Here is a 16,324-nt window from a genome sequence, read left to right on the forward strand (position 1 = left end):
TGGAAGGCATCACCGCCCGACACCTCACCGCCGATGAGTTCGAAGGCCTCTGGTCCGAAGCCCGAGCGAAGTTCCCGCACTAATCCACCCAGTTGCGAATTAGTTGGTGCGCCCCCACTTGTTCGCAATGCGGAGCTGTGGGGGACAGGGCCTGCCCATCGGAGGGTGCACCAAGACTCGCGACGGCAGGGAATCACCGGGATGGATCCCCAAGCGGAACCCGCCGCCTCGCAGCACACTCATCAGGCAAAGGGGGCGAACGCCAACGCCACCCCGAGTGTGATCGGCCAAGCAAACAGGGTAAGAACAGAAAATATCCCCAGCAAGGGGCGCTTCTCCCGCACCGCGATAACAAACCCCAGAACAGATACCGCGATCAAGCCAGCCCAATAAAGCCATTGGCCCCACATGGGAACACGGTCACCCATAAACGGTGTTGCGATCCAAACCGAAACAAAAAGCGGGTAGATCCATGCGCTGCGGTGAGCCTTCTCCATGATCAGGCACCTCCTCCTTAACAGTTATGCGCGCGTGGCACGAGACGGATAGAGGTGCCACACCTGCAAGGACCATCAGTTTGAAATGACTGTGTTTCCCATAGTGGGTATTCCTTTTTCAAATTCTGACAGTTGGACGTCTGTAAACAACCAGCCATAGCAAATCGTAATAGCTGTGCGCTACCGACAACCACCCCCTACAGGAAGGTGTTACCGAGTTTTTACACCTCTGAGCGGTCAAGCAAAATTGAGTCAAGGGATACGCTGCCAGCCATCTTGTCCACCACGTTCTAACGCCTAAGTGTTGGGGCTCTTCTTAACCGCTTGCAGTGTCGTCGTTAGTGGGTGTCAGCGTCACGCCTTTGCTCGTGATGTGGCTGATGGGCGCGGGCGGCGGCGTGCACATCGACGCCACCGTGTTCACCGGCATCGCCCTACAACTCCTCCCGCCGAGACCATCACCGGCATCTACGTCGACGGCCGCGTCATCGGACAGGCCAACCAACCCATGGGCACCGTGCCACACCCGCGCACCTACGACGCGATGGAAGGCATCACCGCCCGACACCTCACCGCCGACGAATTCGAAGGCCTCTGGAGCGAAGCCCGAGCGAAGTTCCCGCACCAGCTTTATTCTTCGCCTATGGGTAGCTTTTTCGACACCATAGGCCCCTTCCTGCCTGGCCCGCTTGAAATCATCGGGTTCTACGGCAAGATTTTCCTCCCGATCCTGGTGCTGTTTTTCATCGCCCGGATGATCTTCCCGGGCCGCGCACCCATCGGATTTCGCCGCGACCTTATCGACGGCGTCATCCGCACCATGCACATCACCCCGCACATCCCGGGTGTGGACTCGACCGTCAGATACATGTCCGTTGCGACGATCGAGGCCACCACGCCCAATGGGGTAGTGAAGTACAAGGACATCCCCGCCAGTCCCGGTGCCCTCCCCAGCGCGGTTCGTCGGCAGATTTTCAAGCGCCCCCTACGCCAGCGCTCGCATCGGATCGACGTCGGCGACACGCTCAAAGCCCGCGAGATCCGCCGCCAGATCCAGAGTGGCGGCTACGACTTCACCCTGCCGCAGCCGGTCCGCGTGAAACTCGTCCCGCCGAAGAAGGAAGGCAAGCGCCTCTGGTACCGCGTGGTGAATTAGTTGGTGCGTCCCCACTTGTCCGCAATGCGGAGTTGCGGATGCTTGACGACGACCCCACGCGCCCGAATTCGTTGGGCCTCCCCAACGATTGGCGCGGCCGGGATTGTCCGCAATGCGGAGTTGTTCCGTTCGGTTTTAGTGCGTTTTATAGCACTCATATAAAACATTGTTTGTGCAGGTCACAGCCGTGTCGTGGCGGGTTGTATGCTTTGCTTTATCGAACATACATACGGCCTTAAGGGGGACCACAATGACAACGGCAGTGGAGGAGAAGTGCACTGAACCTAGTGCGTTTGCGGAGTTGCTTACGGATGCAATCGAGCAGTCGCACAGAAGCATGACGCGTTGTAAGGCGGAGCTGTTGTCGTCGATACGCGCGTTTGAGGAGGGCGGTTTCGCACCGCAGATGGGGGCACGGACCACGGCGCAGTTTCTGACGCGTCGCCTGGGGATCTCGATCTCCACAGCGCACGAATATGTCCACGTCGGCTGCCGCCTCGGCGAGTTTCTGTACCTTCAGCAGCAGTTCTCTGCGGGCAAGATCAGCTACTCGGTGGTTCGCTTGCTGCTTCGCTACCTAACCCCGGCGGTAGAGCGCCAACTTGTCGACATGGCCCTGGAACTCGGCTACCACGAACTCGAAATCGCACTCAGTGGATACGACAAACCAGGGAATGGTGATAGCGAGAAGCCGGACCACTACCTGCGCGTACACACCCGCGATAACGGCGAGATTGCCCTCCACGGGGTGCTCAACGCCTCGGATGGCGCCGCGTTCATCGCCGCGCTGAAACTCGGGGAGATCGCCTACTACGAGATGGAGGAAATGCTCGAGGATGCATTGCGCCACGAAGACGGTCGGGTCGCCGAGCTCTCCATCAGGGACATGCTGCAGAAAGCCGACGCCGTCGAACCCGCAAAGAAGGCACGCAAGACCGCCTCGGGCTATGGCATGCCGATCGGCCGAATGCTGCTGCAGGCCTTCATGGGCATGGTGCACATGACCCGCAGCCAGCCCAAGAGCACACTGACAACGCCAGGCGCGCACGTCAACGTTCTGGTGACCAAGGACGGCCGCGCCTACATGCCCAACAACGTCGGCGCACGCTCCGAGGCACTGGTTGGGTTGATCGCGAACGCTGACCTGCGCGTTTCTACTGTCGACGACGACGGCCTGATCATCAACACCGGCCGCTCTTCCCGCTTCGCGACGCCGGGACAGGTCAACGCCCTGCTCACGATGTGGGGCGGGCAATGTGCCGCTCCCGGTTGCACGCACTCCCGCTTCATCGAAATCCACCACATCAAGGAATGGTCCGAGGGCGGTATGACCGATCTAGAAAACCTGCTGCCACTCTGTTCCGCCTGCCACTCCTTGGTTACCGATGGCTACCTCGAAACCGTCAAGGACGGCAGCGACGTGCACTTCATCTACCAAGACGGCACCCGCTACGTCTCGGACAACTATTCCCTGCCACGGCGCCGCGACAACGCGCAAACCTGGGCAGAAAGCGGGGGTGGGTTCGACGACTAAGCATGGCTCAGGCAGAGAAAAACTCCCCTCCGCAGGGGAGAGGAGTTACGTGCAAGAACCAAGGGCGGTTTAGAACGGGAGCTGTCCCGCGATCTGTGGTGGCAGGACACCCGCCTGCTTCGCAGCGAATGCGATCAAGCCCAACCCCGCGGCTGATACTGCAATCCAGGTGGCAACCCAGCCGGCCTGGGTGGCTCCGTATGCCTGCTCACCCGAAGACCCAGCCTTCACCGAGCCACCAGCCATGTAGCCAGCCTCATAGGTGTTAGGCATGGCTCCGTAGCCATTTTCGTCCCACTTCTTGATTAGCTTCTCGACTTCTTTTGCATTACGCGCTTCGTCCTGGGCGCGGGCTTCGTCGACGGTAATGCCGTGTGCCGGGACGGTGGCGAGCGACAGTGCGGTAGTCGCTGCCAAAACTGCTGCTGTAGTGCGCTTCATGGGATGCTCCTACTGTGAGGCGGATTACTTCTGTCAATTACTTTGACACACGCCATTAAAACAGAACTTCGCATTCGTTGCAGAAGTCAAATTGGAAAAGGGCGACCACAACAGCCCTCGGATCATCTCAATAGCAGCGTGACCTGGGAAACAGGGCAGAGAAAAACTCCCCTCCACAAGGGAGAGGAGTCAAGCCTTAAAGCCGGGAAGGCTTAGAACGGGAGCTGAACGCCCGGGATGACGCCTGCGTAAGCAGCGCCGCCGAGGGCAGCGAGAACCAGAGCGGCGATGCCGGTGCCGACGAGGATGTCGTAGGTGGTGCCGAGCTTGTAGCCGTTGTTCGCGTCGTTCTGGTACGAGGACGTCATGACGGCGTTCTGGTTAGCGATTTCCTTATCGGTCTTGGTCTCAAACATGCCAGCCTTGGAGGAGCCCATGAACGGGGCAGAGAAACCCTCACCCGGCTTATCAAACTCAGCTGCAATAGCAGCGAGGGCGTACACACCAAGCTCCGCTTCGGTGACCTGGGAAGAAGCTGCGTGGCCGTAGCCTCCGGTTTCTTTACCGGCAATTTCGACAGCGTGAGCCGGAACGGCGGCGAGGGACAGGGCGGTGGTTGCTGCCAGGACGGCTGCGGCGGTGCGCTTCATGGGAAACTCCTGAAGTAGAGCGGATAAAAGTGAGCCAAGTAACTTGACAACCGCAATTAAAGCACAGCCAACAACCTGTGACCAAACGTAATTTAACCGTAACGTTATCGGGTTGCCTGGCGATATAAGCGCTCTACACCACCAGGTTCACCAGCAGCATGTACACGGCGGTGCCGGCGAAGATGGAGAGGTCGGCGCGGCGTCGCCAGGCGTGGAGCACGAACGTAATCACCAAAGCCGCGAGGGCGGACCAGAAGCGGCCGGGGTTTCCGGCTTCGCCCGCGATGGTGTACACGACCAGGACCGTCATCACCCCGACGGGCATGAGGACTGCGAGGAAGTCGATGAACGGGCTGCCCTTGAGGTACCGCGTGAGCGCGAAGGGCAGGGCGCGCAGCAGGAACGTCACGATGCCGGCCGGGATGATCACGGCGGCGGCCATGCCGAGGGTGACGCCGTCGGGGAGTCCGAGGGTGCTCATTTATTTCACCTGCCAGGTGAGGAGGTCGTCGATACGCGGTGCCCAGAACCGCAGCAACAGCACGCCGAAGTAGGCGAGCAGGCCGATGATGATCATCTGGTCGGGGAAGATGAACGCCGCGACCACGGCCAGCGCACCCGCGATGAGTGGGGCGGAGAGGTCCTTGCTGCTTTGGAATGCCTCGTAGGCGAGGACCGCAAATAGGGCGGTGAGGGCAAACTCGAAGCCTTCTATGTCCTCCGGGATGAGGTTGCCCACGAGTGCGCCGATGATGCCCGGCAGGATCCACGACGCGTTGATCAGCATCGCGCTGGTCATCAAGCGGGCATGAGTCAGGCGCGCGCCATTAGCGACGAGCGTGGACGTCAGCGCGTAGAGCTCATCGGTCACGCCGTAGGTGAGGTACAGGCGCGGGAGGCCCGTGCGCGCGACGTCGCGGGGGAAGGTGAGGCCGTAGAAGATATGGCGGAAGTTCACCATGAACGCGGTCAGCGCGGAGGAAAACACGCCGAACCCGCTGGTCACCATGCCAATGGCCAGGAATTCCATCGAGCCGGAGTAGATGATGACGGAGAAGATCGGGGCCCACCACCATGCAAAACCGGCTTGCGTGACCAGCAACCCGAACGCCAGGCCGAGCGGCACCAAACCGAGGCCGACGAGCCACGAGTCCTTCAGACCCTGGCGAATCTGCTGCTGTGTTTCACGTGAAACACCCAATTAGTTGTCCTCCAGGCTCGCGGGGAACGTCGCGAACAGTGGCAAGGGCATTGCTTGGCGACGCATCACGTCCCCCCACAAATCCGCACCCGCCGGAGCGATCACGTCGGAGGGCAGGGCGGGGGCGACGAACCAGTCGCCACGCAGGATCTCTTCGTCGAGTTGGCCCGGCTCCCACTCGGCGTAGCCGGCGAAGATGCGAACACCGTCGATGTCGGCGGAGACAAGCTCCGGTTCAACGTTGAGGTTGAGCAGCACGAGGCGGTTGGCCATGCGCTGGAAGTAAGGGTTGGCGTCGATGTCCACGCCGGGGGAGGTGACGCCGAGGCAGACTGCGGCCTCGGGGCGGACGGGACCGCCAATGTGCACGGCCTGGGGCTTGGCAGCGAGGTCGGCCCACGCGGGGATCACGTTGGCAAGCGCTGTTTCGCTGCGTCGGTTCAACACGACGCCGAGGGTGCGATCCGCGCTCTGCTCGATGATGAGCACCACGGTGCGGGCGTACTCGGGGGAGTACATGCCGGGTGCGGCGACGAGCAGCATGCCGGGTTCGGGGTCAGTGCGCTCGAGGGCGTTGAAGAGGCGATCGGCGTAGAAGTACTCAGGCATTCTCGTTCTCCCACCAGGTTTTGAGTTCGGCGACGGCCTCGTCGTGGTCGAGCTCGCCACGCTCGAGGCGCAGTTCCTTCAGATACTTCCACGCCTTGCCAACCTCCGGGCCCGGTTTGAGGCCGAGGATCTCCATGATCTCGTTGCCGTCGAGGTCCGGGCGCACGCGAGCGAGGTCCTCCTTGGCGGCGATGTCGGCGATGCGCTCCTCCAGGTGGTCGTAGGTGCGCTGGAGGCGCGCGGCCTTCCTGGGGTTGCGGGTGGTGCAGTCGGCCCGAACGAGTTTGTGAAGCTTAGGCAGCAATTCGCCGGCGTCGGTGACGTAACGGCGCACGGCAGAATCGGTCCACTGCCCCTCGCCGAAGCCGTGGAAACGCATGTGCAAGAACACGAGCTGGCCCACGTCGGAAATGACGTGCTTCGGGTACTTCAGGGCCTTGAGGCGCTTGCGGGTCATCTTCGCGCCGACCACTTCGTGGTGGTAGAAGGTCACGCCGCCGCCTTCCTTCGGCGCGCGAGTGGCGGGTTTGCCGATGTCGTGCATGAGCGCCGCCCAGCGCAGCTTCAGGTCAGGGCCCTCATCCGCGTCTTCAAGTTCGGTGGCCTGGCGCAGCACGGTCAGGGAGTGGCGGTAGACGTCCTTGTGCTGCATGTGCTCGTCGGTCTCGAGTTGCAGGGCAGGGATCTCGGGCAGGATGTACTCGGCAACACCGGTGGCCACGAGCAGGTCGATGCCCTCCCAGGGGCGCGAGCCGCACATGAGTTTGTCCAGTTCGGCCTGGACGCGCTCGACGGTGATGCGCTGGATCTCACCGGCCATGTCGCGCATCGCATCGAAGACGCGGTCGGCCACCGTAAAGCCCAGTTGGGAGACGAAGCGGGCGGCGCGCAGCATGCGCAGCGGGTCGTCGCGGAACGACACCTCCGGCTCCTGCGGGGTGTCCAGCACGCCCACGACCAGGTCAGACAGGCCGTTGACGGGGTCGTGGAAGGTGGGGGCGAGGTGGTCGTCGACAAGCGAGAGCTCGATGGCCATCGCGTTGCAGGCGAAGTCGCGGCGCACGAGGTCGCCTTCGAGGGTGTCGCCGAAGGTGACTTCGGGGTTGCGGGTGACGCCGTCGTAAAGATCGGAGCGGAACGTCGTAATTTCCACGGTTTCGCCGTGCCGGATCGCGGAGACGGTGCCGAACTCGATGCCGGTGTCCCACACTTTCTCGCCCCACTCCGCGAGAATTTCCTGGATAACCGCAGGTCGGGCGGAGGTAGTGAAGTCCAAATCGTGCACCCCGCGGCCCAGCATGGCGTCGCGGACGGAACCGCCAACAATATATAAGGACTCGCCGCGCTCGGCGAAGAGTCGGGCAAGCGGCTCCAGCAGGGCAGATTGCTTCTCGACGACCCCCTGCGCCCGGGCCATCAACGCGGCGGGGGCAAGTGGGTCGTTCGGATCGGGCATGTCGAAAAGCTTTGTCACCTTGGACACGATACCCGCCACCCCCGCGCGTGGAGTACCACAACCGGCCTGAAGCCGGATAGCATGGCACGAATGAGTGACAACACGCGGCCTGTACCGGGTCCCCCCAGCGGTAAGGGGGGATCCGGCGGGCGGCGTCGTCCGCGGAAGCGCCGCGGCGGCCAGAATAAAAACCAGCAGGGCCAAGACAAGAACCAATCAGAAGGCGGCGACAAGCCGAAGAAGAAGCAACACCGTCGCCGTAACCCGAACAACCGCCGGAGGGGCGGGCGCGGGAATCAGCGGAACCGAAACCGCAACCAGCATCGCCGTCATTCGCAGTACAACCGCCAGCACGACTCTTCGATGGAGGTGCGCGACGAGACCTCGGCCGGTGGTCTGGTGGTCTCCGGTATGGCGGAGGCTGTCGGCCCGGACGGCAAGGTAGACATGAGCCGCATCTACGTCGCGCTGATTGGCCGGCTGGATCGCCGTGGGCGGTTGTTGTGGTCGATGCCGAAGGGCCACGTCGAGGATGGCGAGCACCAGTGGCGCACCGCAGAGCGTGAGGTCTGGGAGGAGACCGGTATTACCGGCGAGGCCTTCGACACCCTGGGCACCATTGATTACTGGTTTGTGTCCGACGGAGTGCGGATCCACAAGACGGTGCACCACAACCTGCTGCGGTTTGTGGACGGCGTGTTTAACGACGAAGACCCGGAGGTCACCGAAGTGGCCTGGGTGCCCATGAGCGAGTTGATGGAGCACCTTGCGTATGCCGACGAGCGCAAACTGGCGCGTATCGCGTTTGACCGGATGCCTGAGCTGGCTCGGAAGGAAGTCGCCGCCGGAAGGTCTACCCCGCGATGATTCGGCCGATTTCCCGTCTAGCTGCGGCCGCGGTTGCGGTGGCGCTGGCGGTCCCGTCAGCGACCCCGGCTCGCGCGGTGCCTGCGGTGCCGGTGAGCCCGAAGAACCCTGAGGTTGCGGAGCAGTGGGTCAACCCGGCGGTGCGCCCGGGTGAGGGCCAGCTCGCGCGCGTGTCGCTTATCGACGCCCCCGCGGTCGTCTCCGCGCACGATCCGTTTCACGTGAAACTTCGCGTGACCAATCAGACCGACACAACCCTCGAGGGCCTCAAAGTGCTCACGCGTCGCGCCGCGCCGGTGGGCTCCGTCTCCGAGCAGCGCGTGGCCGCCGTCGCCGGGGTGGGGGAGTACAGCGTTGTGGGCGACGAGGTGGTCGTGGATACCCGGCTGCGCCCCGGCGAAAGCGCCGAGCTGTCGCTGCAGATGACCGCGCCCGGCGGCATCGGCGCGTACCCGATGATGCTGCAACTTATCGACGACACCAGCGCCACCCTGGACACCGACCGCTTCCACTTGGCCGTGCGCGGGTCGGCCGACGACGTCGAACCGGGCGGGCTGACCGCCCTGTACCCGGTCTCCGCTCCGGTGAGTATCGTGCCGGGAGAGACCGGCGAGGCCCCCGAGGACCCGCCGCTGGTGCTGCAGAGCGACGCACTGGCGGAACAACTCGCGCCCGGCGGGCGCTTGGACACCCTGGTGGAGCAGTACCGCAAGGCGGTGGAAACCCCTGAGGTTGGCTACGCCACCTGCATGGCGCTCGACCCGGCGCTGGTGGACACGGTGGACCGCATGACCGGCGGCTACACCGTCAGTGATTCGCGCCCCGCCGTGGTGGAGGAACCGAAGCGTCTGCGCGACAGCTGGGGTTCGAACGACGACACGCACCGCGCCCCAGGTTCCGGGGCCGAGGACGCGAAGGCGTGGCTGGAGAAGGTGCGCGAGATTGCCGCGACCGGCTGCACCGTGGCGCTGCCGTGGGCGAACGCGGACCTCAACGCGGTGGCGCGTACGGGTGATCCGTGGCTGATGCGCGAGGCCGTCGAGCGCGGCCCGTTTGTGCTGCAGCGGGTGCTAGGCACGGCGGGCACAATCAATACGGTGGTCGCTGGCACCGGCTACATCGAGGCAGGCGCCGGGCCGGCGCTTGGCTGGGCGGACCACACCCGCTCCACGGTGTTCGACGGGGGGATGCACGCCGCGTGGGAGGCGGCCCAAGCTGACAGCGCGTCCGACGCCGAAGCCGACTCCCACCAGAGCGCGCTCGAACGCGCGGAGCTCGCAGACTTCTCGGGCGCGGCGGCGCCGGTGCCGGAGGTGCCGGTGCAGGTACTCGTCGCAAAGCATGCGGATGCACAACGTTTCACGTGGAACACTGCCGGCGTGATGGAGGTCGCGTACCAGGATTCGCTGGCCGCGGTGCTGGCGGCGACGGGGGAGCACCCCGAAACGCCTGGTTACACCAACCCGAGCCTGCGGTTCGACTACACCATGGACTCCAAGACCGCGCGCGACAACAACGCCGCCGCCGCGATGCGGCTTGCCGCCCAGAGCGCCACCACGCGTGAGGACGACGCACCGACGCAGCCTGTGATGGTCAACCCACCGGCGACGTGGGACGCGAAAACCGCCGCGGTGTTCCTTGGCACAATCGCTGGCCTAATCGCCGACGGCACGTCGCGCCCAGTCTCATTCGGCGACTACCTCGCCGCCCCGCCAGAGGTCCCACCCGCCGACGACGCCGGCACATTCGGGGACCCCGCCGCCTACACCGACGCGGAAATCCTGCAGGTCACGCAGCAAAACAGCTTCATCAACGACATCACCGCGCTCATGGCCCCCGACCCGGCCATCGCGCTGACCCGCTACGGCTTCACCCTGCCACTGCGCCGCGACATGCTCGTCGCGCTCAGCACCAACAGACGCAGGGCACTTTCGCTTTACGACGACGCCGTGCGCGCCACCGGCGACCGCCTCGCCGCCAGCCGGGCAACGCTGAACGATCTGCGCGATTCCGTGACGTTAATCCCGCCGGGGAACGTGTACACCAGGGCGTCGTCGTCAAGCCCACTGCTCATCGTCGCCCAAAACGGAATGCCGCTGCCGGTGCAAACCCAGATCCGCTACTGGGGGCCCGACGGCGCGAAACTGAACGTGCCGGGGACGCTGAAAATCCCCGCACGCGGCTCCGTCACCGTCCAGATGACCGCCGACCTGCCCGACAACAACCGCGGCACCGACCTGCAGCTTTACCTCGCGGGTGCCTCGGCCCAACCGATCTCGCGCCCGGTGGACATCTCCGTGCGCACTGCCGGGCTCCAACTCGGCGGGTGGGCGCTCGCCGGCGCGCTGATCGCCGCGATGCTGGCGCTCCTGCTCATCACCCGCAGGAAAGCACCGCCGAACAGGCGCCCAACCAAACGCCCACCACCCAGCAACCCACGTGAACGGAGACAGCCGTGACAGCACAGGACAACAGCCAGCCCGAGGCTGGCCTGCGCCGCCGCATCGTCGCCCCGGCACCACCGGCGCCAGTACCGGCCCCGCGCGAGCCGAAGCCGCCCACCCCGGCGGCAACCGGCCTGCCGGACAAGTCCCTGCTGACCACCAGCCCCAAGGGCGAGACCATCGCCCCGCCACCGACGGCTGACGACGCCGCCGCAGTCGCCACAGCCGCGACAAACGTTGCGGTCGCCGAGCCCGCCGAGCCTGCCGAGGACACCGAACCGAGCGATGGCGAAAAGGTCGTCCGCGCCACCGGATCGATGGCGATTGCCACCCTGATCTCGCGCATCACCGGCTTTATCCGCACCGTGCTCATCGGCGCGGCGCTCGGCGAGGTTGTCGCCTCCGCGTTCAACACCGCCAACACACTGCCGAACCTGATCACCGAAATCGTGCTCGGCTCCGTGCTCACCGCACTCGTCGTACCGGTGCTCGTCCGCGCGGAGAAAGAGGACGCCGACCACGGCGCCGCCTTCATCCGTCGCCTGTTCACGCTCACGCTGACACTGATGACGGTGGTCACGCTGCTCGCCGTCGTCGGCGCGCCGTGGCTGACCGAGATGATGCTGGACGAGGACTCCACAGGCAACCTCGTCCAAACCACATCCTTTGCCTACCTGCTGCTGCCGCAGATCTTCTTCTACGGCATGTTCTCCCTGTTCATGGCCATCCTGAACACGAAGCAACACTTCCGGCCGGGCGCATGGGCACCGGTGGCCAACAACGTCGTGTCTATTGCGGTGCTGGTGGCGTATATGGCGTTGCCGGGGACGCTGAATCCGGCGGCGCCGTCGTCGATAAGCAATCCGCACGTCCTGCTGCTTGGCCTGGGCACCACCGCTGGCGTCGTGGTGCAGTGCCTGATCATGCTGCCCGCACTGCGCAAACTGGGCATCGACCTGCGGCCGCTGTGGGGGATCGACGAGCGCCTCAAGCAATTCGGCGGCATGGCCCTGGCCATCATCACCTATGTGGCGATCAGCCAGTTCGGCTACGTGATCACCACCCGCATCGCGTTCGCGGCCGACCCGGCGGCACAGTTCATTTACCAACAGCACTGGATGCTGCTGCAGATGCCGTACGGCATCATTGGCGTGACCCTGCTGACCGCAATCATGCCGCGCCTGTCGCGCAACGCCGCCGACGGCGACGACAAGGCCGTTGTGCACGACCTGACCATGGGCACCAAACTGACGTTTATCGCCCTGCTGCCGATCATCGTCTTCATGACGGCGCTCGGCCCTGACATCGCCAGCGCCCTGTTCGCCTACGGCTCATTTAGCGACGAAGCCGCCTACACCCTCGGCCTGACCATCAGCGCCGCCGCGTTCACGCTCATCCCGTACGCGCTGGTCATGCTGCACCTGCGTGTGTTCTACGCGCGCGAGGAAGCCTGGACGCCAACCTTCATCATCGCTGGCATCACCGGCACCAAAATTGCACTGTCCATGCTGGCACCGACCATCGCGAGCGAGCCGGGCCACGTGGTAATCCTGCTCGGTGCGGCAAACGGCTTCGGCTTTGTCGCCGGCGCGATCATCGGTGCGCTGCTGCTGCGCCGCAAACTGGGCACCCTGCAGGCCCGCGAGGTGCTGCACACGTCCCTGTGGGCGATCGGCGCGTCCATCGTCGGTGTTGCCGTGGTGTTCGGAGTGCGCTGGTTGCTTCGCGATATCGCCGGCCTCCACCTCCCGGAAGCCCTTGGGCGCATGATCGGTGCGCCGTCGCTGGGCTCGCTGATCGAGATTGCACTGCTCGGCGTGCTGTTCCTCATCGTCACCGGCGTCGTGCTGTCGCGCTCCGGCCTGCCGGAAGTGCAGAACCTGGGCTCCGCCGTGGGCCGCATCCCGGGGCTGGGCCGGTTCATCACCGCGGATGCCGACCGCGGCCTCGAAGTGGGCCAGGTGGACCCGCGCGAGATGTCCAACCAGTTCCTCGCCGCCGACACCTTCAACGCCTCCCCGGTACCACCACCGATGTCCGCCGGTGTCGTCCGCGGCCCACGCCTTGTGCCAGGTGCGTCCGTGTCCGACGGCCGCTTCCGACTCATCCGCGACCACGGCGCCACCTCCAGCGCCCGCTTCTGGCAGGCGCGCGAGATTGCCACTGGCCGCGACGTCGCGCTGACGTTCGTGGACACCACCGGTGCCGCCCCGATGGCGCCCGCCACCCCGCGCGAGGCCGCCCTCCAGGCCGCCGGTATCGCGCGCCGTACCCGCCAGCTGGTCAACATGCACCTGCCGGCGCTGCCGGACCACGTGGAGATCCTGTCGTTCCGCTCCGGCGCCGTCGTGGTGTCCGACTGGATCGAGGGCTCCTCGGTGAAGGCTGTTGCGGAGTCGGGCCAGACGCTGCACACGGAGGCCGTCGCCAATGCGCTCGTGCCGCTGGCTGCTGCGTTGGCCACCGCGCACGAGGCCGGCGTGCCGCTGGGTCTGGACAACCGCCAGCAGTTGCGCATTGATACAGACGGCATCGTGCGCCTCGCATTCCCGGCCGTCCTGCCGGATGCGACGAAGCCGACCGACGCCGAGGCGTTCGCCGCCGCCCTGGAGTTGCTGACCTCCAACGTCACCTCCGACGACCTCGCCGAGATCACCGCACGCACGCGAGCGCTTGTCGACGCCGACGCCGTCGACCAAGCCGCCTTCCGCGAAATCGCCACCGCCCTGAAGGAAGCAGCCAACCTGCCGGGCTCGCGCCGCCACAGCGAGGAAGACGACACCCCGACCGACACCATCCCCGTCGTCGAGGTGCCCGAGTCCGTCGAGCCCGTGCCCGAGCACGTGGAGGACCCGGACGTGATCCACGGTGGCTTCGGCAGCGGCCGCACCAAGCCGTTGACAATCGCGCTGGTCACCCTGGTGGCCGTGGCTGCCGCAGTGGCGATCGGTGTGCTGACGACCTACCTGGTGGACATCGTCTCCGGGGAGGAAGAAGAGGAAGCCGTCGCGACATCCTCCGTGGCGCCCGCCCCTCGCGTACCGGTGCTCATTGCACCGCTGGAGGCCACTGCTGCTGACTCTGCTGGCTCTTCCGGCTCTGATGCTCACGCCGCCGTTGACGGTGATCGGGCCACGAAGTGGGAGGTCGGAGGGGATCTCGTCGTCAAGCAAAGCAACGGTCAGCCGTTCGACCTCGAGCAAGTGCTTATCGACGCCTCCGGCGCAACCGGCGCAACCTTCACCATCTCCGGCGTACCCGCAGGTGGTCAAGCGCCTGTGGTGCTGTCGGAGGGCACGGTGCGCACCGGCCAGATCAGTGCCGATGTGGACTACACCGGCGCGCTGACCGAGGTGATCATCTCCTTCACCCCGGCGGAGCAGAAACCGCTCGAAATTTCGGAAGTTTCGTTGGCAGGGCATGTGGATGTCCAATAGATTGTGCAATTGACCCCTTCCCTTCGGGGCAGGGGTCGTGCACACTGGGGGTCAACACTTTTCTGGGGGGAATCATGGATTACCGCAATGACCGGGCTCTAGTCGCCCAATACCTCGACGGGGACCGACGAGCGTTCAGGCAGATCGTCAAACGCCACCACAAAGCCATGTACTACGTGGCCCGCAACTACACGCGCAACGACCAAGACGCGCAGGACATCGTCCAGGACGCGTTTTTCAAGGCGGCACGCAGCCTGCACACCTACCGCGGGGAAGCGAAGCTATCCACGTGGCTGCACCGCATGACCATCAACGCCGCCATCGACCACCAACGCAAGTTCACGCGCGCGGGCGCACAGGCGAGTCTTGACGACGACGCCGTGGCCGTCAGCAGCGACATGAACAAATACCTCGCCTACAACCCCATGGAGGCCATGGAACGCACCATCGCGATGCGCCAGGCGCTCAACGTGTTGCCGTCGGGGCAGCGTAAGGCACTGTGGCTGATCGATGTCGCAGGCATGTCCGTCGAGCACGCCGCCCACGAATTAGGCGTGAAACCGGGCACCGTGAAGTCCCGGAGATACCGTGCCCGGGAGGCAGTAGCTGCAGCAATCGGGGAGAGGTTAACAAGCAGCTAGACTCACCGATATGAACTTCTCCGGATTCAATTTCGTTACCCCGCAGACCGACGAAAGCGGCGATTCCGCAACGGAACCCGCCACCGCCCGCACCGATGTAGACACCATCCACGATGTGATCATCATCGGCTCCGGACCGGCCGGCTACACCGCCGCGCTCTACGCCGCTCGCGCCGAGCTCAAGCCCCTCGTATTCGAGGGTTACGAGTTCGGCGGCGAACTCATGAACACCACCGACGTGGAGAACTTCCCCGGCTTCCCCGAGGGCGTGCTCGGCCCAGACCTGATGGGCAACATGCGCGAGCAGGCCGAAAAGTTTGGTGCAGACCTGCGCCCTGAACTGGTAGACCGCGTGGACTTCTCCGGCGAGATTAAGAAAGTGTTCGTGGACGACGAGGAATTCCACGCCCGCGCCGTCATCCTTGCCACCGGTGCAGCCCCACGCCACCTGGGCATCCCGGGCGAGGCCGAACTGACCGGCCGTGGCGTGTCCACCTGCGCCACCTGCGACGGTTTCTTCTTCAAAGACCAGCACATCGCCGTCGTCGGTGGTGGCGACTCCGCAATGGAGGAAGCAACCTTCCTGACCAAGTTTGGCTACAAGGTCACCCTGATCCACCGTTCGGAGAACTTCCGTGCCTCCGCCATCATGCTGGAGCGCGCGCGACAGAACGAGAAGATCGAGTTTGTCACCAACACCGTCGTCGAGTCCGTCGTTGAGGCAGACGGCAAGGTTGGCGGACTGAACGTACGCAACGTGGAAACCGGCGAAGAGTCCGTCCTGGATGCCACCGCGTTGTTCGTTGCTATTGGCCACGATCCGCGTTCCGGCTTCCTGGAGGGCCAGGTTGCTGTAGACGAGGGCGGTTACGTGTCGGTGGAGGATCCGTCGACACGCACCAGCGTCACCGGCGTGTTCGCCTGCGGTGACCTGGTGGACAAGACATACCGTCAGGCCATCACGGCGGCTGGTTCGGGCTGCCGTGCCGCGTTGGACGCACAGCACTATCTCGCGGAGCTGTAAACTAACGGCCATGAGCGCACCAGTAGATGTCACCCAGGCCACCTTCAAGAGCGAGGTCATCGAGTCCGACACCCCGGTTCTCGTGGACTTCTGGGCAGAGTGGTGCGGCCCGTGCCGCAAACTCTCCCCGTTGCTCGATGAGATCGCGTCGGAGATGGCAGGCCAGGTTAAGGTAGCCAAGGTCAACGTGGACAACGAGCGCACCCTGGGCGCAATGTTCCAGGTCATGTCCATTCCGACCGTGCTGCTGTTCAAGGACGGCAAGCGCGTCGACGAGTTTGTGGGTCTGCGTCCGAAGTCGGAGATCGTCGCTAAGATCCAGGCGCAGCTCGACGCGTAAGCTGTTGTAGTTGGTTTTGTTTTTTCG

General features: G+C 64.4%; 15 protein-coding genes. 8 read left to right on the plus strand and 7 right to left on the minus strand.

Annotated elements, in window-relative coordinates; all coding sequences use genetic code 11:
- Window positions 1-242: 242 nt before the first annotated feature.
- Window positions 243-497: a hypothetical protein gene (locus tag HMPREF3048_RS00390; RefSeq protein ID WP_070770920.1), complete on the minus strand. Its 255-nt coding sequence runs from the start codon at window positions 495-497 to the stop codon at window positions 243-245.
- Window positions 498-870: 373 nt separating this feature from the next.
- On the opposite strand from HMPREF3048_RS00390, the gene HMPREF3048_RS12675 reads away from it, so the two are divergent.
- Both HMPREF3048_RS12675 and HMPREF3048_RS00400 read left to right on the plus strand, forming a co-directional pair.
- On the plus strand, window positions 871-1,653 hold the full coding sequence (locus tag HMPREF3048_RS12675; protein WP_168167328.1) for a hypothetical protein: 783 nt from the start codon (window positions 871-873) through the stop codon (window positions 1,651-1,653).
- Between the two features lie 250 nt (window positions 1,654-1,903).
- Window positions 1,904-3,187 (plus strand): HNH endonuclease signature motif containing protein, encoded by a 1,284-nt coding sequence (locus HMPREF3048_RS00400; RefSeq protein ID WP_070613757.1) that lies wholly within the window; start codon window positions 1,904-1,906, stop codon window positions 3,185-3,187.
- 69 nt (window positions 3,188-3,256) lie between these two features.
- Here HMPREF3048_RS00400 and HMPREF3048_RS00405 read toward each other — a convergent pair whose 3' ends face one another.
- From HMPREF3048_RS00405 to HMPREF3048_RS00430, 6 genes are all read right to left on the minus strand, one after another.
- The gene (locus HMPREF3048_RS00405) at window positions 3,257-3,628 is read right to left on the minus strand and encodes a hypothetical protein (protein WP_070770922.1); all 372 of its coding nucleotides are present in this window, start codon (window positions 3,626-3,628) and stop codon (window positions 3,257-3,259) included.
- Between the two features lie 212 nt (window positions 3,629-3,840).
- Entirely contained in the window at window positions 3,841-4,278 is a 438-nt protein-coding gene (locus HMPREF3048_RS00410) for a hypothetical protein (RefSeq protein ID WP_070770923.1), read from the minus strand.
- 133 nt (window positions 4,279-4,411) lie between these two features.
- Window positions 4,412-4,759: a branched-chain amino acid transporter permease gene (locus HMPREF3048_RS00415; protein WP_070421897.1), complete on the minus strand. Its 348-nt coding sequence runs from the start codon at window positions 4,757-4,759 to the stop codon at window positions 4,412-4,414.
- Complete coding sequence (locus HMPREF3048_RS00420; protein ID WP_070770924.1) at window positions 4,760-5,479, minus strand: AzlC family ABC transporter permease; 720 nt, start codon at window positions 5,477-5,479, stop codon at window positions 4,760-4,762.
- Complete coding sequence (locus tag HMPREF3048_RS00425; protein ID WP_070770925.1) at window positions 5,480-6,088, minus strand: YqgE/AlgH family protein; 609 nt, start codon at window positions 6,086-6,088, stop codon at window positions 5,480-5,482. It abuts the gene before it with no gap.
- Window positions 6,081-7,505 carry a CCA tRNA nucleotidyltransferase gene (locus HMPREF3048_RS00430; protein ID WP_246815326.1) on the minus strand — a complete coding sequence of 475 codons (1,425 nt, stop codon included), beginning with the start codon at window positions 7,503-7,505 and terminating at the stop codon, window positions 6,081-6,083. Before HMPREF3048_RS00430 ends, HMPREF3048_RS00425 begins: the two co-directional genes overlap by 8 nt.
- Before the next feature lie 129 nt (window positions 7,506-7,634).
- Between HMPREF3048_RS00430 and HMPREF3048_RS12475 the strand changes: the two genes are divergently transcribed.
- From HMPREF3048_RS12475 to trxA, 6 genes are all read left to right on the plus strand, one after another.
- Complete coding sequence (locus HMPREF3048_RS12475; protein WP_083284711.1) at window positions 7,635-8,411, plus strand: NUDIX hydrolase; 777 nt, start codon at window positions 7,635-7,637, stop codon at window positions 8,409-8,411.
- The gene (locus tag HMPREF3048_RS00440; protein ID WP_070770926.1) at window positions 8,408-10,870 is read left to right on the plus strand and encodes a hypothetical protein; all 2,463 of its coding nucleotides are present in this window, start codon (window positions 8,408-8,410) and stop codon (window positions 10,868-10,870) included. Before HMPREF3048_RS12475 ends, HMPREF3048_RS00440 begins: the two co-directional genes overlap by 4 nt.
- Window positions 10,867-14,292 carry a murein biosynthesis integral membrane protein MurJ gene (murJ, locus tag HMPREF3048_RS00445; protein WP_070770927.1) on the plus strand — a complete coding sequence of 1,142 codons (3,426 nt, stop codon included), beginning with the start codon at window positions 10,867-10,869 and terminating at the stop codon, window positions 14,290-14,292. Before HMPREF3048_RS00440 ends, murJ begins: the two co-directional genes overlap by 4 nt.
- 74 nt (window positions 14,293-14,366) lie before the next feature.
- On the plus strand, window positions 14,367-14,933 hold the full coding sequence (locus tag HMPREF3048_RS00450) for an RNA polymerase sigma factor (RefSeq protein ID WP_070421903.1): 567 nt from the start codon (window positions 14,367-14,369) through the stop codon (window positions 14,931-14,933).
- 10 nt (window positions 14,934-14,943) lie between these two features.
- Window positions 14,944-15,957 (plus strand): thioredoxin-disulfide reductase, encoded by a 1,014-nt coding sequence (gene trxB / locus HMPREF3048_RS00455; RefSeq protein ID WP_083316620.1) that lies wholly within the window; start codon window positions 14,944-14,946, stop codon window positions 15,955-15,957.
- Between the two features lie 10 nt (window positions 15,958-15,967).
- Window positions 15,968-16,297, plus strand: a complete 330-nt coding sequence (gene trxA / locus HMPREF3048_RS00460; protein WP_070421904.1) for a thioredoxin — start codon at window positions 15,968-15,970, stop codon at window positions 16,295-16,297.
- The last annotated feature ends 27 nt before the right edge of the window (window positions 16,298-16,324 follow it).

This window comes from Corynebacterium sp. HMSC075D04, assembly GCF_001815635.1.
In the GTDB taxonomy this organism is placed as follows: Bacteria; Actinomycetota; Actinomycetes; order Mycobacteriales; family Mycobacteriaceae; genus Corynebacterium; species Corynebacterium coyleae.